Here is an 18,117-nt window from a genome sequence, read left to right as displayed (position 1 = left end):
CGATGGAAAACAAAAAAATATTCCCTAAAGAAAAAAGTGGATTGCACCCGCGCAACCGTCATCGCTCGCGTTATGACTTTGATGCGCTTTCAGTCAGTTGCCCTGAATTAATCCCTTTTTTGGCCCCGAATGCCTACGGTGATATTTCTATCGATTTTGCCTCCCCGCTGGCAGTCAAAATGCTGAACAAGGCATTGTTAAAACATTTCTATGGCATTGAGTATTGGGATATTCCAGCAGACTTTTTGTGCCCACCTATTCCTGGTCGTGCGGATTATGTGCATCATCTGGCCGATTTATTAGCCAGCTGCAATGACGGTGTTATCCCGCAAGGTAAGAATATTGCGGTGTTGGATATTGGCGTCGGTGCCAATTGCATTTACCCCATTATTGGTCAACGGGAATACGGCTGGCGTTTCACCGGCACTGACATTGACTCGCAAGCTCTCAGTGCGGCGAAAATGGTGGTCTCCATGAATCCAACACTGAAAAATACTCTGCGACTTAAGCAACAAAAAGATCCGCAGGCGATTTTCGAAGGTATTCTGGCGGTGAATGAACGTTACGATGCCACATTGTGTAACCCGCCATTCCATGGTTCAGCAGAAGAAGCGGCTGCAACCACTCGCCGGAAATTGCACAAATTGGGTAAAGGTGAAGTTGCCGCTAAACCGGTGCAAAACTTTGGCGGAAAAAATAGCGAGCTGTGGTGTGAGGGCGGGGAAGAAGGTTTTGTCAGCCGCATGGTGGCAGAGAGCGCGACGAAAGCGCAAAATTGCTTCTGGTTTACTTCACTTATTTCGAAAAAAACCACATTACCGGCGATTTATCATGCTCTGCGTTATGCCAATGCAGTTGAAGTTCGTACCATTGATATGGCACAGGGGCAGAAAGTCAGCCGGTTTGTGGCATGGACTTTCCTGACGCCGGAGCAGCAGGTCGCCTGGAAAGCTGAGCGCTGGTAATCCCCGTCGCCCTAGGCGCCGCAGGGGTGTTGGCTGCATGCACTTACCCGAATCACTGACCTTTGTCAGCTCATCGGGATGCGTTTACTTGCCGCCTACCTGCAACACCAATGACTTTGGGGATACTTTTCTTAGCCCTAGGCGTCGCAGGGGTGTTGGCTGAATGCACTTACCCGAATCACTGACCTTTGTCAGCTCATCGGGATGCGTTTACTTGCCGCCTATAGGCAATATTTAATTATCTGGATACAGCCCTATTTTCTACTGTTTTATTTCAATATTACTCAATTGGCTGTCAATCTAAATACTTTCGACTATGCTAATTAAGATAATTCTTAGTCAGGCAAAATAGCCGACAAGACAAGTGTAGGTTTTATTTTTATTTTTTTTCTGTATTTATTTTTACTAACCAACTACCTCATCGTCCAGGGTGAAGAATAAAACGTAAAGAAAATTCTATTCTGATTTTCTGGTTTTTTGTCGTGCAAACATGTTGATAGTCACATGACTTATTTGCAGCTCAATCTTTCACCATAAGGACGCGACTTATGTTGTTCAATTTCAGCTCATCTCATGCATCGAAGCGCGCCGAACTGACCTCGATTGACAATGCAATCCCCATGATTATTTTCAAGCCGGATGGCACAGTAAAACACGCTAATACCTTATTTTTACAATCAATGGGATACCAACGGGAGGAGGTCCTCGGGAAGCATCATAGATTGTTTTGTGACCCACATTATGTGCAAAGTGATGCTTATCGTCGTCACTGGCAATTACTCAATGAAGGGCGGCCTATTACCGATAATATTAAGCGCATTCGTAAAGATGGCTCTATTATCTGGCTGCAAGGAACCTATACGCCGGTGCTCGATAATAAAGGGCGAGTGGTGGAAATTATTAAAATTGCCAGTGATGTGACTGAGCGTATTGTGCAATCTCAGGAACACCAGAGTTTATTGGCAGCGCTTAATCGTTCAATGGGAATGATTACTTTCACGCCGCAGGGTATTATTTTAGATGCCAATGATAATTTGCTGCATGTTATTGGTTATTCACTGGCCGATATTCGGCATCAGTCTCATCAGATTTTGTGTCTCCCTGAATTTGCGCACTCAGACGAATATCGTCAGCATTGGCAGCGGCTAGCTCAAGGTGAGTTTATTGTCGGGCGCTTTGAACGCGTGAACAGCCGCGGCGAGCGGGTCTGGCTGGAGGCGAGTTATAACCCGATTATGGATAAAGAGGGGCAAGTGCTAAAAGTGGTGAAGATTGCTCAGGATATTACACAATTGATGTTGCAGCAGGAACATAAAGAAAACCTGATTCGCGATGTACACCATTTATCATTAACCACTGACCGCTCGGCATCACAAGGGGCGGAGATTGTTCAACAGGCGGTGCGCGGCATGCAGGAAGTGGAATCTGTGGCGCGCGAAACCTCGGCGGTTATCAGTGAGTTAGGGCGTTGCTCGAAAGAGATCGGCACCATTGTGGAAGCCATTCGCAAAATTTCCTCGCAAACTAATTTATTGGCAATCAATGCTTCAATAGAAGCTGCCCATGCGGGTGAACACGGCAAAGGTTTTTCTGTGGTGGCCAGTGAGGTGCGAATTCTGGCAGAAAGTTCACGTAAGGCCGCTACTGAAATCGAGCAGATGACCAAGACTATTCAAAATGGTGCTATGGCGGCCATCAAGGGGATGGGCGTTTGTGTTGAGCAGGCCGGAGGTGGGGTCACGCTGACTCAAGATGCCGGTGAAGTCATTCATCAAGTGAATATAGGTATGCAGGATGTGGTGAAGTTGATGACAGCGTTTTCTCAGGTCAAGAATCAGCAAACTCATGTATAACCGGCTGTCAGCATAAAAAATGGCGGATATCAGTGAAGATACCCGCCATCATCTATTTTAACGTCGTCATTTTAACGTGATAATAAAATACACATCAGGAAACGTGTTGCAGGAATTCCTGTAAACGTTCACTGGGTGGATTTGAAATCAAGCTATCTGGGTCACCGTCCTGTGCTACCCGGCCTTTATCAATAAAGATCAGGCGCGATGCTACTTTTTGCGCGAAGCCCACTTCGTGGGTGACGATGACCATGGTCATGCCTTCTTCGGCCAAATCTTTCATTACGGTCAAAACTTCATGACGCAACTCAGGGTCCAGTGCCGAGGTCGGCTCATCAAACAGCATCAGCTTAGGTTTTACCGCCAATGCACGGGCGATAGCCACACGCTGTTGTTGGCCACCGGATAGCTCTGCCGGATAATGATGGGCGCGTTCTTCCAACCCAACTTTGGTCAATAACTCCATCGCGAGCTTATTGGCGGCTTCCTTAGAAGCACCGCGCACACGAACCGGGCCAAATGCCACGTTTTCTAGCGCAGTCAGATGTGGGAACAGATAAAACTGTTGGAACACCATTCCCGCTTCCTGGCGAATCAGGCGTTCATCCACTTTGGGATCATTGACATCAAGGCCATCAACAATTAACTGACCACTGGTAATGACTTCCAGTTTATTGATACAACGCAGCAAGGTGGATTTACCCGAGCCGGAAGGACCAATAATCACCACCACTTCTCCCTTGGTGATATTCAGATTGATGTCGTGGAGCACCTGGGTTTTACCAAAGTGTTTGGAGACGTTTTTGAATTCAATCATATTATTTTCAGCTTTCTTTCTAACCGGCGCAGAACAAAGCTCAGAGCCAAGGTGATTATCAGGTAGATAACCGCAACCGCACTCCAAATTTCCATGGCGCGGAAGTTACCGGCAATAATTTCCTGACCCTGGCGAGTCAGTTCGGCTACGCCAATCACGATAAACAGTGAGGTGTCTTTGATGCTGACGATCCATTGGTTACCTAATGGCGGTAGCATGCGGCGCAGAGCCAAAGGTGCAATAACATAGCGCAAGGTATCGCGTTTGGACAAACCTAACGCCAGACCAGCTTCACGGAACCCATTGTGGATTGACAGCACTGCACCACGGGTAATTTCCGCAATATAGGCACCTGAGTTAATCATGATCGTCACAACGGCTGCTGAGAAGGGATCGATGCGCACGGGCATCATCATCGGCAGTGCAAAGTAGATGAACATCACCTGCACCACAATCGGCGTGCCACGGATCAATTCAATAAATACTAATGCGATATTTCTACTCAGCCAACCGCCATAGGCGCGGGCAAAACCTGCTATAACCCCAATAATCAGGCCGCCAAGCAACCCCAGGACCGAAATCCATAGGGTTAACTTGGCGCCTTCAAGCAGGATTGGGATGGCGGGCCAAATAGCGCTCCATTCAAACTGCATGGATATTCTCCTGGTCTATACTCGTCATACTTCGAACTTTCAGAGTATAAAAATTTCAAAAAATGAATTACTTAGGTTCTACGCCGAACCATTTTTTATAAATTGCAGCGTAAGTGCCGTCTTCTTTCAGGGATTTCAGCGCGGCGTTAACTTTTTCGCGCAGGTCACTGCCTTGTGGGAATGCTACACCATACTGTTGAGCTTTAATGGAGTCGCCCACCGCTTTGAACTGGCCATTACCGGCAGTTTTGATGAAGTAAAGGATGTTTGGTGTGTCATGCAATACGGCGTCAGCATTACCAGTACCTAACTCCAAATACGCATTATCGATATTTGGGAATTGGCGCAAGTCTTTGGTTTTGATGTTGGCTTTAGCATAATCGACAGAGCCGGTGCCGCTTTTCACTGCCAGCACTTTGCCTGCCAGGTCAGCTTCGCCTTTGATGTCGTTGTTATTCGCTTTGACCATCACCAGCAGACCGCTGTTGTAATAACCATCAGAGAAATCGACGGCTTTTTTACGTTCGTCGGTGATGGTGATCCCAGCCAGTGCCAGATCCACGTTTTTGGTTTGCAACGCAGGAATGATGCCACTGAAATCCATTGGCTTCAGGGTGTATTTCAGATCCAGTTTTTTCGCGATGGCATCCCATAAGTCGATATCGAAACCGACGTATTTATCCCCTTGTTTGAATTCAAAAGGAACGAAAGCAGTGTCTGTGGCAACAATCAGTTCTTTTTCTGCGGCGTGGGAGCTAACGGCAAAGGCCAGCGCGAGAGCGGCCAATGAAACTTTGACAAGTGACTTCATAAGTGGGAGTTCCTTTGTGCTTTGGTGGATATACCCTTTGTTGTCGATATTGCAGCCAAACTGCAACCTCAATGGCGTGGGGCATGGGGATCCATTTTTATGTTTCAGTGTGCAATATGAAAAAAACGTGCCAGAAATGCAAGTTATTTAAAAATAGAGACATTTCTCTAAGTAATTAGTAGGCGAATACTTAGTCTGCGATTTTTGCACCAAATTGACGCCCTTAAATGGTGCAAAAATATCATTTTGGTGCAACCATTCAATTGTTTACTTATTATTAACTATATAGTCAATAATAAACAATCTATAGCTTACGCTTATGTAACAATATTGTTAGCTGCATCGGGTTTTGGTTTGAAAATCGGGCAGGAAGGGAAGTGGAAGTGAGGGACATCTTCGTGAACAGAGCCGGATAACCGGCCCTGTCTCAATTGCTTCAAATGACAGGAATGTTGACTGTTCTCAGTTAATGTTTTCCTGCGCTTTGAAATCTATCGGCGATATTAGCGCTGATCTTCAAGATTGGCTTCGAGGAACCACAAGAACTTATCAAGATCGCGTGAGGCGGCAGTAAACATGTCTGCGCTATCTTCATCTTTGACTTCAGTGATGGCTTTACGCACAAAGTTAGCCACCACACCATATCGGTCGGCTAACTCTTTCAGGTGATCTTGCACGCTATGAATACGAGTCGGATAGCTCTTCAATGGGGTTTTTTCAGTCACTAGCTGTGCAGTGCCAAGTGCAATCCCCCCTAATTGTACCGCGCGTTCTGCAAAAGTATCGAGATGGTCGTTAATGGTGGTGCGGAAGCCATCCAGCATTTCGTGGACCGCAATAAAATTAGCTCCGCGCATATTCCAGTGGGCTTGTTTGGTGATAAGTGACAGATCAATAAACTGAATAACCAGCTCATTTAATAGCTTAATCGTAAGCTCTTTAGTATGTTCATCAACGTCATTTCGTGTATAGATGAGTTCGGAAGATTTTGCTTTTACCAGTTTTGCTGTACTCATAATAGGTATCCCTTTATTGAGTTGATTACCAATTTCTTCACCGGGATAAGTATAACAAAGATATTTAATTTTGTGGGGCAGATAGTGCCTATCAATTAAATAGCTTATTGCTAAGTGTGTTTTAAAGTATCATTTAATGTTTCATTGCTAAAATATTATCATTCTTATTATTGTGCTCAATTGATAATATTTATCACTATGATTTATATGTATTTTTATATTTTAAATATAGATTATTTTCTTCATTGACTATTTTTCTGCGTTATATCATTCCAGTATGCCGGAAAATTAATTTAACCGGCATACTCAAAGGGTTATTACCGTGATCGGGCAACAATAAATAAGCGCGGGAACGCGAGTAAGCGCCGACCATCAACTTGTTGTAAATATGCCGCATCAATAATAGTCAGGTAATCTTGCAGGAAATCCAATCGCATAGATTCAGAGAGCGGCTCAAGGAAAGGGCGTAAACCGGTTGCGCGTAGCCAATCGACAATCGCCTGTGCGGAGGGCATCGGGTGATAATAGGTGGTGCGCCAAATATCGACTTGTTCAGCATGAGGAGCCAGCAAATCATAATACTGATTGGCGGTGAGCACCTTTACCCGCTCAGCGCCAGCCTCCTGTAGCGTTTGCTGCCATGGGCCGTTTGCGGCGACCTCTCGCATTGCCCTGTGGCTAGGCTCATCAAGATTATCCGGCATCTGGACGGCAAGTATTCCGTTGGCAGCTAGTTTAGAAAATAGGTAAGGGAAGAGTTGCTGGTGGTCAGTGAGCCACTGTAGCGATGCATTGGCATAAATCAGGTCTTGCGGCTCTGAAGGTTGCCATTGGCGGATATCGGCTTCGAGAAAAGCGCAATCGGGCAAGCGCTGTTGCGCACTGAGCAACATGGCGCGGGAATTATCAATGCCGACCAGTTGGGCATCAGGAAAATGCTCGCGCAGCAATTGCGTGGAATTACCCGGCCCACAACCTAAGTCACTGATACGCTGCGGTGTTGCTGCTTGAATATGTGCTAGCAGGTCGTGAGCGGGGCGGGTGCGTTCTGCTTCAAATTGGCGATATAAATCAGGATCCCAGTCTTGCATGTATGGCCTCCGAGAGAAAAATCACAGATTTTGTAGTGGTCCACTGAACAATACGGCCCCGGTGGGCTGGCCAGTGGGCGACCCGCCGTGAGGTTCCAAACTGATTGCCAGTAATGAATCGCCGGTTAACTGGTTTTCAGCCAGTGTCAGGTGTGTCGGCCCCTGAGTATTTAATAACCCCAATGAATGTGGTTTTTCTCCGGCGGGAATACGCCATAATTCAAGACTATTACTGTCACTGATGGCGACCAGATTCAAGGGTGTTAAGGTCAAACTGCGGGTCGATTTTTCCAGAGTGACCACCCATTGACTAGTTTGCTGACTATTTGACAAGACCGCTACCGGCAAGGTGGTGGGTGGGGACACCAATAAACGTGGAATCAGCAAAAATACGGCCAATGCGGCGGCCACCGCCCAGCCCAGATAAGGCCAGCGATTGTTATTAACCAGCCGGATATTAATTGGCGGCAATTGCAATTCCAGTCGTTTCCAGACCCGTTCAGGCGGGGCCAAAGGAGCTAATTGATTATCCAACTGCGTAAACAGACTTTGCCAACTGGCAACATCGGCCGCCAGTTGAGGATCGCGGCGAATTCTTCGGGTAAAACGCATTCTGGCCAGCCCTCGTAGGGTGCCCAGCGCATATTCTGCGGCCAGTGCTGAGTCATATTCGCGTCTATTTTTCATAATCCTACGCAATCCTTCAGATGATCCAGCGCACGACGAATCCAGCTCTTTATCGTGCCAAGAGGTTGTTGCAGATGAGTTGAAATCTCCCCGTGTGACAGCCCTTGGTAGTAAGCCAGCATAAGGCTTTGTCGCTGTTCGGTGGGCAGATGTGTCAAACATTCAGCCAGCTTTTTGGCTTCGCTGTCTTGCTGCAATTGCGCCAGTGGCGTGAGCGCATTATCAGCCAGCGCATCGGTTTGTTCATCATCCAGCACTTGCAAACTATTATCACAGCCGCGCATCAGGTCAATGGCACGGTTACGGACAATATGCGTCAGCCAGGTTAATGGCGAGCTTAACTTCGCGTTGTAATTTCCCGCCCGATTCCAGACGCTGAGGAAACTGTCATGTAAAACTTCTTCTGCCCGGGCATGATTACGCAGGATTCGTAATGCGACGGCGAATAATCGGGGGGAGGTCAGACGATAAAGCTGTTCAAAAGCGGACTGATCGCCTTGAGCAATAGCATCGATCAGTCCAATCTGTTGTTCTACAGAACATTCATTCATGCGCCTATCCCTAAAAAACCCGTAAGGTGCAAGTATAGACGGGTTTTATTTAGGCATCAGAACAGTATCAATAACGTCGATCACACCATTTTTCTGTTGTACATCATAGATGCTGATATTGGCGACATTCCCTTTAGCATCTTTCAACTGAATGTTATGCGGCCCATTGTTCATGATCCACAATGATTCGCCATTTGCAGTTTTCAGCTCAGCCTTCCCGCCGCCCGCTTTAATTTTGCTTGCTAACTGCTGCATATCGTATTTCCCCGGCACCACGTGATAGGTCAGGATTTGGGTAAGCATGGCTTTATTTTCTGGTTTGACCAGATTTTCAACCGTACCTGCGGGCAATTTTGCAAACGCGGCATCGGTGGGCGCAAATACGGTAAATGGCCCGGGGCCTTCTAGGGTATCCACCAGCCCGGCCGCTTTAACGGCGGCCACCAAGGTGGTGTGATCTTTGGAATTCATCGCATTTTCGACGATGTTTTTGCTTGGCAACATTGAAGCCCCGCCCACCATGACATCTTCGGAGTTCATAGCGGCCATAGAAATACTGCTGAACACTAAGGACGCGAGCACAGTGGTACGAATAAGCGTTTTCATAATGTATTCCTTCTATGCTCGTCATACTTCAAGCTGCATCTGCGTTGGCGGCGTTCGTTACTCGGCCTGTCCATGGGCCTCACCTTGGTGAGGCCGCTGCAAGCAGCGTTCAAATCTGCTCCAGACCGATTTATCACCCGAATCAATTACTTATGTAATTTTATCGGAGTTCTCTCTCTTGCCGCCTTCCCGCAACTCGAATTATTTAGAGCGTGGGTGGATTGAGGTGAAGTCGTGCCTCACCTCTACCTATACGAATCAGCTAGGTGTTTTGGATGCAAAAAATGAGAAATAATCAATAAAAAACGCCAGCTCGCGGAATGACTGGGCTGGCGTACTCGATAAAGTTTCTCTGGGGGAACTGAGCGTCAGCTCTGATGAGGAACCAGTGCTCGATGCATAACATAGGCATCCACATAACCCAATTGGCTGTGGTTAAACGCGCCTGGCAGTGTGGCGAGAATTTCAAAACCTAGCTTTTGCCACAGAGCAACCGCGAGGGTATTGGTGCTGACCACAAAGTTGAATTGTATGGCGCGATAACCGAGGGCTGTTGCCTGTTCAATACAATGGATTCCAAGTGCTTTGCCAATGCCCAGACCGCGTGCATTTCCATCGACCATAAAAGACGCATTCGCAACATGATTACCCAGGCCGCGCTGGTTATCGATTAATTTATACATACCGACAACTCGTCCCTCATGCAGCGCCACCCAGCACCGCACTCCGATACCAAACCAGTAATCATAAGCATCTTGTTCGGGGGTGTCTGGGGTGAACACATAGGTGTCGCCGCTACGGATTACCGCCTGAAAAAGTGGCCAAATTTCAGCAAAATCGGCTGTTGTTGCAATTCTGATTTTCATCTGTGGCTCCTGTTCAAGCAATTTCGTCAATCTGCGGTTTAGGTTTGATGGTCAGGGTAGCGCCGATGGAGGCGCTGATAATAGATGCCAGTGCCAGCCATTGAATCAGTGTCAGATGTTCATTTAAGAATACCAGCCCTGAAATCGCTGCTAATGCTGGCTCTAAACTCATCAATGTGCCGAATGTGCGGGTGGGCAAGCGGGTTAGTGCGACCATTTCAAGTGAGTAAGGTAATGCCGTTGACAGAATAGCTACAGCCAATGCCACTGGCAGAATTGCCGGGCTGAACAGTGCCATACCGCTATAAGCTACACCAATTGGACAGAAAATTATCGCGGCAATCAGAGAGCCAATCGCTACGGTACCCGGCCCATGATCACCACCGGCTTTTTGCCCCGAAACAATATAAAGCGCCCAGCAGACACCTGCGCCCAGAGCACAGGCCGCTCCAAATAGATCAATGGTTCCGATGCTGTTTCCCAGCGGTAACAGGAACCATAGGCCCAAAATCGCCAACCCGACCCAGATAAAATCGACCGGGCGGCGTGAAGAGAGCATAGCGACTGCCAGTGGGCCGGTGAATTCCAACGCGACGGCAATACCTAATGGCACTGTTTTCAATGACAGGTAAAAAAGGAAATTCATGCCACCCAAGGCAATTCCATAAATCAATAAGGGCAACCGACTACCGGCTTCAAACCGCATCCGCCAGGGTTTAAAAATAACAAACAGAATCAGCGTGCCGATACCCAGTCGCAATGAGGTTATCCCCTGTGCGCCGACCAGCGGGAACAGACTCTTCGCCAACGATGCGCCACTTTGTATTGAGATCATGGCGATCACGAGCAAGAGAATCGGGAGTAACGGGAGTGAATTTTTGGAAGAAGGAGACAAGGACATCCTTTTGAACCTCAAAGAAAAATAGTAGATATCAATCCTTGCCAGTGTAAATGAAATGTCTGTTAAGTGTTTAAAAATTACCAATTGACATAAAAATGGCGAAGAAAAAGCGGAAATAAAAAAATATTTTCTAATGCTGCTTATTTTTAATACTTTTCTTGGTGTTTTATTGAACTGAATAATTAAGATTAGTCTGGAATAGGTTTTGGTGATGAGTGTCACAAAATGGCGTAGAATACCCAAAATTCGTAAACGTATTAGTAAGATAGAATATACTTGAAACTCTTTGTTACACCAAATAAATAATTAGACAATAATTCATGGGCAGAGTTTCATACTATTTTTTGTTATAATTTCATCGTTTTCAAGTTTCATCTAATAATTTGCGTTTTTCGAGGTGGTTATGAATAAAATTGCATGTCTTTCAGCTGTAGCAGCTTGTGTATTAGCAGTGACCGCAGGGTCAGCCTTTGCAGGTCAAAGCACCGTTTCTGGTGGTTATGCCCAGAGCGATTACCAAGGTGTTGCTAACAAATCTTCAGGCTTCAACCTGAAGTACCGTTACGAGTGGAGCGATTCCCAACTGGGTTACATTACCTCTTTCACTCACACTGAAAAAAGCAGCTTCGGCGACAGCGCATCTGTATACAATAAAGCACAATACAACGCGATCACTGGTGGCCCAGCTTACCGTATCAACGATTGGGCTAGTGTTTATGGCTTGGTAGGTGTGGGTTATGGCCGTTTCAGCCAGAACTACCCAACGTCTCCTAGCGACAAAAACAGCACCAGCGATTACGGCTTCACTTATGGTGCAGGCCTGCAGTTCAACCCAATGCAAAATGTTGCCTTTGACGTTTCTTACGAGCAAAGCCGCATTCGTAGCGTTGACGTCGGCACTTGGGTTGCTGGCGTAGGTTACACTTTCTAAGCAACGGCTTAGGATAATCAGCATTCATCTCTAACGGTGAATTCTGTATTGAGAAAATCCGCTTTCGAGCGGATTTTTTTCGTCTGTAATAGCTGTATTTCTTGAAAAGAAACGGCAGATTATCTGTCTAAGTTTGCCTTATCTATAATGACATCAATAAGTTGTTGCTGGCATGAAATATGGGCAGCATGGCTGGAAGGCAATTCCATCCTCCATGTACTAATAGAATATTAAGTTTTGTCGCTATATATCCTAATGTAGAAATACTATATTGATGAATAGTCATTTTCTTTCATTAACGCTATCCCTCCCTTATAACAAAAAATATCTTATTTTAAATATGTAAAAACAAGACATTAACCCGCTTACTGTTCCGGCGTGACAACGTAATTTACTGGTAAAAAGGGAATAATATGACACACTATTGTTGGCCTGATTAACTTTCATTGTTTCTGTCGAGATTTACACGTCAAGTTGGGTGGGTGGTGATATATGATTATAAAACAGTAGGTTACTGTAAAGTAGATAATTATAAAATAGGTTGTAATCATGACGACATATAGTGGACAAGCAGCACCGATGCTGCACGATACTAAACTTGAACAGCAGATTTTACGACGTTCGATTTTTTGTACTTTATTCATTGCTATCATGGGGATTGTTTTTGGTATTGTCTGTGGGTCTATGTCGATTATTTTCGATGGTATGTTCTCTGCTTTAGACGCAGGGATGTGCAGTTTATCTCTATTAGTATCCCGATTGTTGGGTCAACCGAACAGCCGGCGTTTTCAATATGGTTTTTGGCATGTAGAGCCGCTAGTCTTGGCTTTTAATGGTAGTTTACTGGCCTTCCTCTGTTTGTATGCTTTTGTTAACGCGATTAAAGGCATTATTGATGGCGGGCGTGAATTAGAGCTAGGTTGGGCGATTGTGTATGCTCTGGTAGTCAGCATTTTCTGTTTTACTATCTTCCTAAAGCAACGTCGTTTAAATAAACGCGTTAAGTCTGAGTTAATCGCATTGGATACCAAAAGTTGGCTGATGTCGGCGTGTATCAGCTCGGCTTTATTAGTGGCCTTTTTGCTTTCCTGGAGTATGGAAGGCACCCGCTATGAGCATTTGATCGTTTATACTGACCCTAGTGTATTGGCGCTGTTAACACTGATATTGATAACCGTTCCGATAAAAACCGTCATTGCCGCCGTCCGTGAAGTATTACAAATGACACCGGATACGCTGGATGCTTCCATGGAAAATATAATGGATAAGCTAATGGCGAAATATCAATTTATAGATTATTCACATTACGCTACTCGCATTGGTCGAGGTTTATTTGTTGAGATTCATGTGGTTATTCCACCTGAAATGGAGAATAGCGGTGTATCTTATTTTGACCAAATACGCGATGAGATATCCCGCGCAATTGGTGAATCTGGGCCGCATCGCTGGCTAACCATCTCGTTTACCCGAAATCCGAAGTGGTTATAGGGTAGTAGGTTATGTGGGAGTCAGGGCGGAGGGCTATATTGTATTGGTCGTGCAATATAGCCTCTTTTATTTATCAAATTCAGGATAAGATGAGTTAGCGATAAGATTTCATATGCTTACTCAGCAAATGGCACATTGATATAAAACGCTGCGGTTAAACTGTACCCCAGCTTTTAGCCTTAATCTCACCCGCTTTTCCACTCTTGCTGAGATTTCATGCAAACTGGAGGCGATACTCTTGCCATCTTGTGGCATAATGCGCGCCGAATCACATTTTCTATAATTCTTGAATATCCCTATTCAGTAATCCAATCGAGAGCGAGCTCTGTGCTAAGTACTAACAATATCACCATGCAATTCGGCAGCAAGCCGCTGTTTGAAAACATCTCAGTAAAATTCGGTGGCGGTAATCGCTATGGCCTAATCGGTGCTAATGGTTGTGGTAAATCCACTTTCATGAAAATCCTTGGCGGTGATTTAGTACCCAGCGGTGGTAACGTATTCCTTGACCCGAATGAGCGCCTGGGTAAGTTACGTCAGGACCAATTCGCCTTTGAAAACAACACAGTGCTCGACACCGTTATTATGGGTCACGGCGAACTGTGGGAAGTAAAAGAAGAGCGCGATCGTATTTACGCTATGGCCGAAATGAGCGAAGCAGACGGCTATAAAGTCGCTGATCTAGAAGTGGCTTATGGTGAAATGGATGGTTACAGTGCAGAAGCCCGTGCTGGTGAATTGTTGCTCGGTGTCGGTATTCCGGTTGAACAACATTATGGTCTGATGAGCGAAATCGCTCCCGGCTTCAAATTGCGTGTATTGCTGGCGCAGGCCTTGTTCTCCGATCCGGAAATTTTGTTACTCGACGAACCTACCAACAACTTGGATATCGATACTATCCGTTGGTTGGAACAAATTCTAAACGAACGTAACAGCACCATGATCATTATTTCCCATGACCGCCACTTCCTGAATATGGTGTGTACTCACATGGCGGATTTAGATTACGGCGAACTGCGCGTTTATCCGGGTAACTATGATGAATACATGACGGCGGCGACTCAAGCTCGCGATCGTCTGCTCTCTGATAACGCCAAGAAAAAGGCCCAGATCTCTGAGTTACAATCTTTCGTTAGCCGCTTTAGTGCCAACGCTTCGAAATCCAAACAGGCAACTTCACGCGCTCGTCAAATTGATAAAATTCAGCTTGATGAAGTGAAAGCCTCCAGCCGCCAGAACCCGTTTATCCGCTTTGATCAGGATAAAAAGCTGTTCCGTAATGCACTGGAAGTTGAATTGCTAACCAAAGGTTTTGATAACGGCCCACTGTTTAAAAAGCTGGATCTGCGGCTGGAAGTGGGTGAGAAAGTGGCGATCCTCGGGCCGAACGGTATCGGTAAATCTACTTTGCTGAAAACGTTGGTAGGGGATTATGAGCCGGATGCAGGTACCGTAAAATGGTCTGAAAACAGTAAGATCGGCTACTATGCGCAGGATCACGCCAGCGATTTTGAAATCGATCTGACGGTATTTGACTGGATGAGCCAGTGGAAACAGGAAAAAGATGACGAGCAGGCTGTGCGCAGTGTGCTGGGCCGTTTGCTGTTTAGCCAGGACGATATCAAGAAAAAAGTACAGGTCTTGTCTGGTGGTGAGAAAGGACGGATGCTGTTTGGTAAGCTGATGATGCAGCGCCCTAACATTCTGGTAATGGATGAGCCAACCAACCATTTGGATATGGAATCGATTGAAGCTCTTAACATGGCATTGGAAATGTACGAAGGCACGTTAATCTTCGTTTCTCATGACCGTGAGTTTGTGAGTTCATTGGCGACCAGAGTGATTGAAATGACACCAAGCAAGCTGATCGACTTTACCGGTAACTACGAAGATTATCTGCGTAGCCAAGGTATTCAGTCCTGATTATTTGATTGAGTGTTGATAAGAAAGCTGATGCAATGCATCAGCTTTTTTTATGCCCATATCTCATCAGTTTTGACCGCAAACCTCACATTTGGCATCTTTTACCAGCTTTAAACTGCGAAACTCTGCCGTCATGGCGTCATACATTAATATGCGGCCTGAAATCACCTGACCATAATCAGCCAGTAGTTTTATCGTTTCCATCGCCTGCAAATTACCAATAATACCCACCAATGGAGCCATTACTCCGGCCTCAACACAGGTCAGAGCGTTATCACCAAACAAGCGGCTGAGACAGCGATAGCAAGGTTTATCCTCTTGATATGTAAAGACACTCACTTGCCCTTCCATGCGAATTGCCGCACCAGAAATCAGTGGCTTACGTTGGGTATGGCATAGACGATTAAGTTGCTCACGGCTGGCGACATTATCGGTACAATCCAGCACCAATTGATGTTCAGCTATGGCAATAGCAAGCTGTTCATCATCTAACTGAATATCAATTGTTTTAAGTGTCAGGTCAGGATTCATCTCCGCTAAAGTTATTGCTGCTGAGGCGACCTTAGACACACCGATACGGTCATCACGATGCAGAACTTGCCGTTGCAAGTTGGACAGAGAAACTGTGTCAAAATCCAGTAATGTCAGGTGGCCTACACCGGCTACTGCCAGATATTGTGCTGCTGCACACCCGAGACCGCCTAATCCAACAATTAATACTTTGGCTGCATTGAGTTTTTCCTGTCCGTCAAAATCAAAACCCCGCAAAACGATTTGCCGGTTATAACGCAGAGTTTGTGCATCGGAAAGTTCAGGCAACATATCAGTATCCTAGTAATTTTTTGTTAAAATAATTCACTAAATCAATAATCCATTAAATAGTTCTATTTCAACAAATTCGCCAACGTTTACTGAACCACGTTCCCGCTCAAGGACGATAAAACAGTTAGCTTGGCTAAATGAGCTAAATACATGTGAACCTTGATGGCCCGTCGTGCGAACTTCCAACTCACCTTGGGCATTAGTTGAGAAAACGCCACGTTGGAAATCTAGCCGGCCCGGTGTTTTTTTCAATTTTGTTATTGTTTTTGCTTTCAAACGTAACGGTGGTTGCCAATCAGAGTGACCGGAGAGTTTAGCAATGAGAGGTTGTACCAATTGATAAAATGTCAGTGCCGCAGAGACGGGGTTACCTGGTAGGCCACAGAACCAGGCATTTTCTAATTTGCCGAAAGCAAAAGGTTTACCGGGTTTTATCGCTAATTTCCAGAAACCAACATCACCCAGTTCTTCCAACATTTGTTTGGTATAGTCCGCTTCGCCGACGGAAACCCCACCGCTACTAATGACAAAATCAGCAGATGCATTGGCTTGTTCAAATGCATTTCGTAATGCTTGTTGGTTATCACGGATGACGCCAAGATCAATGATTTGGCAACCTAATTGCTGCAGCATTAAACGTACCGCAAAGCGATTGGTATCGTAAATTTCCCCCTCTCCCAAGGGCTGACCGACTGGCTTCAATTCATCACCGGTAGAGAAAATAGCCACTTTCAATGTACGGAACACGGTAAGTTCGGCAATCCCTAATGATGCCAATAGCGGTAACTGTGCAGCACCGAGTTTAACGCCGGCAGGAAAAACAGCCGCCCCTTGCTGAATATCTTCACCTGCCAGCCGGATATTTTGCCCAGCACGTATATTGCCGCTAAATGTAATACCTTGTTCACCCACAATCGCTTGTTCTTGCATGACGACAGCATCGGCACCTTCGGGAATTGGGGCACCGGTCATGATCCGAATACAGCTATTTGCTGGCCATTTATCTTTAAAGGGGGCGCCGGCGAAAGCTTTACCTGCCACTGGTAATGGCAGGGTGCTGCTAAGCTCATTACAGCGCACAGCATAACCGTCCATAGCTGAATTAGCGAAAGGTGGCACGGCAATCGGTGATGTAATTGCATTAGCTGTGATACGTCCCGCAGCATCAGTGAGCGCGATGGTTTCGGTGGCCTGTAATGGCGTGACCTGTGACAGCATTTTAGTCAGTGCTTGTTCCAGAGAGATTAAATCCGAGGTATTACAGTGATCCATGCTGAACTCCGTGATCTGAGGGCACCGTTACAAGAAACTAGCGGGTGCTGGGCAATCTATCAATTTAGAGGGCCATTATGGCAGAGATTGTTATGCGGGTGAATTGATGGCGGCAAAGAGGCTACCGCCTGATACTGTCTTTTACCGAACGACTCTTTTTCTTAGCATTTGCTTTCATCAGGCAAACTGGGGGTAATATGGACTATCAAAAAATTCTTAGATTCTGGTTTAGTGAGATGGATCCGGCATTGTGGTTCAAAAAAGACGAAGATTTTGATACCTATTTACGTCAGCATTTCGGTGCCTTTTGGCAGGCTGCTTCTAAGGGGGAGCTGGCGCATTGGCAGCAGAATATTGAGGGGCGCCGGCGGAAATACTCATATTAGATCAGTTTAGCCGAAACTTATTCCGTGATTTACCGACTTCTTTTTCCTGTGATGGCATAGCGTTAGTGTTGGCACAGGAGGCGGTCAGCAGTGGTCAAACTAGCCAACTGTCTGATACTCAACGTGGTTTTCTCTATTTGCCTTTTATGCATTCTGAGTCCGCATTAATCCATCAGCAAGCATTGAAGCTATATATCGAACTAGGTAATGAGACTCAGCTCGATTATGAATTGCGCCATAAAGCCATTATTGATCGCTTCGGCCGCTACCCACACCGCAATCATATTCTTGGGCGAGTATCCAGTGCCGAGGAGCAGGCTTTTCTGTTACAACCCGGATCTGCTTTTTAGTTCCAAAGGGGTGAACAATAAGTCGTCAGAGCTACACCAATACTGGCGGCTTATTGCTGTCTTGGCTATTACTGATCTTGCGGTCATGCTCACAAAAAAACACTCTCCCTAAAGTCGAATCGACATTT

At 45.9% G+C, this 18,117-nt stretch carries 17 protein-coding genes and 1 pseudogene; 6 read left to right on the top strand and 12 right to left on the bottom strand.

The genetic code is table 11. The features are described 5' to 3' along the window. The first annotated feature begins 2 nt into the window (after window positions 1-2). Window positions 3-965, top strand: coding sequence for a 23S rRNA (adenine(1618)-N(6))-methyltransferase RlmF (gene rlmF, locus OVO64_RS11245; RefSeq protein ID WP_172667603.1), 963 nt, complete (start codon window positions 3-5; stop codon window positions 963-965). Window positions 966-1,513: 548 nt separating this feature from the next. Next, window positions 1,514-2,818 carry a methyl-accepting chemotaxis protein gene (locus tag OVO64_RS11240; RefSeq protein ID WP_038634437.1) on the top strand — a complete coding sequence of 435 codons (1,305 nt, stop codon included), beginning with the start codon at window positions 1,514-1,516 and terminating at the stop codon, window positions 2,816-2,818. 94 nt (window positions 2,819-2,912) lie between these two features. On the opposite strand, the gene glnQ is transcribed toward OVO64_RS11240, so the two are convergent. The 10 genes from glnQ to rhtA all read right to left on the bottom strand — a co-directional run bounded on the left by glnQ (window position 2,913) and on the right by rhtA (window position 10,817). After that, a complete protein-coding gene (gene glnQ / locus OVO64_RS11235; protein WP_038634434.1) occupies window positions 2,913-3,635 on the bottom strand; it encodes a glutamine ABC transporter ATP-binding protein GlnQ in 723 nt (240 codons plus the stop codon). Further along, window positions 3,632-4,288 carry a glutamine ABC transporter permease GlnP gene (gene glnP, locus OVO64_RS11230; RefSeq protein WP_005168189.1) on the bottom strand — a complete coding sequence of 219 codons (657 nt, stop codon included), beginning with the start codon at window positions 4,286-4,288 and terminating at the stop codon, window positions 3,632-3,634. The genes glnQ and glnP overlap by 4 nt, the downstream gene beginning before the upstream one ends. Window positions 4,289-4,355: 67 nt before the next feature. Continuing rightward, complete coding sequence (gene glnH, locus OVO64_RS11225) at window positions 4,356-5,099, bottom strand: glutamine ABC transporter substrate-binding protein GlnH (RefSeq protein WP_004388693.1); 744 nt, start codon at window positions 5,097-5,099, stop codon at window positions 4,356-4,358. Between the two features lie 503 nt (window positions 5,100-5,602). Then, on the bottom strand, window positions 5,603-6,115 hold the full coding sequence (gene dps / locus OVO64_RS11220; RefSeq protein ID WP_038634431.1) for a DNA starvation/stationary phase protection protein Dps: 513 nt from the start codon (window positions 6,113-6,115) through the stop codon (window positions 5,603-5,605). A 317-nt stretch (window positions 6,116-6,432) separates the two neighbouring features. Further along, window positions 6,433-7,206: a trans-aconitate 2-methyltransferase gene (gene tam / locus OVO64_RS11215; protein WP_038634429.1), complete on the bottom strand. Its 774-nt coding sequence runs from the start codon at window positions 7,204-7,206 to the stop codon at window positions 6,433-6,435. A 21-nt stretch (window positions 7,207-7,227) separates the two neighbouring features. Further along, window positions 7,228-7,893, bottom strand: a complete 666-nt coding sequence (locus OVO64_RS11210; protein WP_038634426.1) for an anti-sigma factor domain-containing protein — start codon at window positions 7,891-7,893, stop codon at window positions 7,228-7,230. Then, window positions 7,890-8,444 carry an RNA polymerase sigma factor gene (locus OVO64_RS11205; protein ID WP_038634424.1) on the bottom strand — a complete coding sequence of 185 codons (555 nt, stop codon included), beginning with the start codon at window positions 8,442-8,444 and terminating at the stop codon, window positions 7,890-7,892. The genes OVO64_RS11210 and OVO64_RS11205 overlap by 4 nt, the downstream gene beginning before the upstream one ends. Window positions 8,445-8,489: 45 nt before the next feature. Continuing rightward, window positions 8,490-9,050, bottom strand: a complete 561-nt coding sequence (locus tag OVO64_RS11200; RefSeq protein WP_038634421.1) for a fasciclin domain-containing protein — start codon at window positions 9,048-9,050, stop codon at window positions 8,490-8,492. 368 nt (window positions 9,051-9,418) lie between these two features. Further along, on the bottom strand, window positions 9,419-9,916 hold the full coding sequence (locus OVO64_RS11195; protein WP_038634417.1) for a GNAT family N-acetyltransferase: 498 nt from the start codon (window positions 9,914-9,916) through the stop codon (window positions 9,419-9,421). Between the two features lie 13 nt (window positions 9,917-9,929). Then, a complete protein-coding gene (rhtA, locus tag OVO64_RS11190; protein ID WP_145510245.1) occupies window positions 9,930-10,817 on the bottom strand; it encodes a threonine/homoserine exporter RhtA in 888 nt (295 codons plus the stop codon). Window positions 10,818-11,220: 403 nt separating this feature from the next. Between rhtA and ompX the strand changes: the two genes are divergently transcribed. From ompX to OVO64_RS11175, 3 genes are all read left to right on the top strand, one after another. Then, window positions 11,221-11,748 carry an outer membrane protein OmpX gene (ompX, locus tag OVO64_RS11185; RefSeq protein ID WP_004388702.1) on the top strand — a complete coding sequence of 176 codons (528 nt, stop codon included), beginning with the start codon at window positions 11,221-11,223 and terminating at the stop codon, window positions 11,746-11,748. Between the two features lie 549 nt (window positions 11,749-12,297). After that, the gene (locus OVO64_RS11180; protein WP_038634409.1) at window positions 12,298-13,236 is read left to right on the top strand and encodes a cation diffusion facilitator family transporter; all 939 of its coding nucleotides are present in this window, start codon (window positions 12,298-12,300) and stop codon (window positions 13,234-13,236) included. Window positions 13,237-13,563: 327 nt separating this feature from the next. Beyond that, the gene (locus tag OVO64_RS11175; protein WP_071841807.1) at window positions 13,564-15,159 is read left to right on the top strand and encodes an ABC-F family ATPase; all 1,596 of its coding nucleotides are present in this window, start codon (window positions 13,564-13,566) and stop codon (window positions 15,157-15,159) included. Window positions 15,160-15,225: 66 nt separating this feature from the next. Here OVO64_RS11175 and moeB read toward each other — a convergent pair whose 3' ends face one another. Next, complete coding sequence (moeB, locus tag OVO64_RS11170; RefSeq protein WP_186368479.1) at window positions 15,226-15,981, bottom strand: molybdopterin-synthase adenylyltransferase MoeB; 756 nt, start codon at window positions 15,979-15,981, stop codon at window positions 15,226-15,228. 36 nt (window positions 15,982-16,017) lie between these two features. Continuing rightward, window positions 16,018-17,253, bottom strand: a complete 1,236-nt coding sequence (gene moeA / locus OVO64_RS11165; RefSeq protein ID WP_145509967.1) for a molybdopterin molybdotransferase MoeA — start codon at window positions 17,251-17,253, stop codon at window positions 16,018-16,020. Window positions 17,254-17,450: 197 nt separating this feature from the next. On the opposite strand from moeA, the pseudogene OVO64_RS11160 reads away from it, so the two are divergent. Beyond that, window positions 17,451-17,989 (top strand): annotated as a pseudogene (locus OVO64_RS11160) (DUF924 family protein). Window positions 17,990-18,117 lie beyond the last annotated feature (128 nt).

It is taken from the genome of Yersinia sp. Marseille-Q5920 (assembly GCF_946902935.1).
Classification (GTDB): Bacteria; Pseudomonadota; Gammaproteobacteria; order Enterobacterales; family Enterobacteriaceae; genus Yersinia; species Yersinia rochesterensis.
Note: the sequence above shows the minus strand (reverse complement) of the source record. Positions and strands in the feature narration are given on the sequence as shown.

Coding starts and splice junctions, on each gene's coding strand:
- rlmF (WP_172667603.1), top strand. CDS start 3: ATGGAAAACAAAAAAATATTCCCTAAAGAAAAAAGTGGATTGCACCCG.
- OVO64_RS11240 (WP_038634437.1), top strand. CDS start 1,514: ATGTTGTTCAATTTCAGCTCATCTCATGCATCGAAGCGCGCCGAACTG.
- glnQ (WP_038634434.1), bottom strand. CDS start 3,635: ATGATTGAATTCAAAAACGTCTCCAAACACTTTGGTAAAACCCAGGTG.
- glnP (WP_005168189.1), bottom strand. CDS start 4,288: ATGCAGTTTGAATGGAGCGCTATTTGGCCCGCCATCCCAATCCTGCTT.
- glnH (WP_004388693.1), bottom strand. CDS start 5,099: ATGAAGTCACTTGTCAAAGTTTCATTGGCCGCTCTCGCGCTGGCCTTT.
- dps (WP_038634431.1), bottom strand. CDS start 6,115: ATGAGTACAGCAAAACTGGTAAAAGCAAAATCTTCCGAACTCATCTAT.
- tam (WP_038634429.1), bottom strand. CDS start 7,206: ATGCAAGACTGGGATCCTGATTTATATCGCCAATTTGAAGCAGAACGC.
- OVO64_RS11210 (WP_038634426.1), bottom strand. CDS start 7,893: ATGAAAAATAGACGCGAATATGACTCAGCACTGGCCGCAGAATATGCG.
- OVO64_RS11205 (WP_038634424.1), bottom strand. CDS start 8,444: ATGAATGAATGTTCTGTAGAACAACAGATTGGACTGATCGATGCTATT.
- OVO64_RS11200 (WP_038634421.1), bottom strand. CDS start 9,050: ATGAAAACGCTTATTCGTACCACTGTGCTCGCGTCCTTAGTGTTCAGC.
- OVO64_RS11195 (WP_038634417.1), bottom strand. CDS start 9,916: ATGAAAATCAGAATTGCAACAACAGCCGATTTTGCTGAAATTTGGCCA.
- rhtA (WP_145510245.1), bottom strand. CDS start 10,817: ATGTCCTTGTCTCCTTCTTCCAAAAATTCACTCCCGTTACTCCCGATT.
- ompX (WP_004388702.1), top strand. CDS start 11,221: ATGAATAAAATTGCATGTCTTTCAGCTGTAGCAGCTTGTGTATTAGCA.
- OVO64_RS11180 (WP_038634409.1), top strand. CDS start 12,298: ATGACGACATATAGTGGACAAGCAGCACCGATGCTGCACGATACTAAA.
- moeB (WP_186368479.1), bottom strand. CDS start 15,981: ATGTTGCCTGAACTTTCCGATGCACAAACTCTGCGTTATAACCGGCAA.
- moeA (WP_145509967.1), bottom strand. CDS start 17,253: ATGGATCACTGTAATACCTCGGATTTAATCTCTCTGGAACAAGCACTG.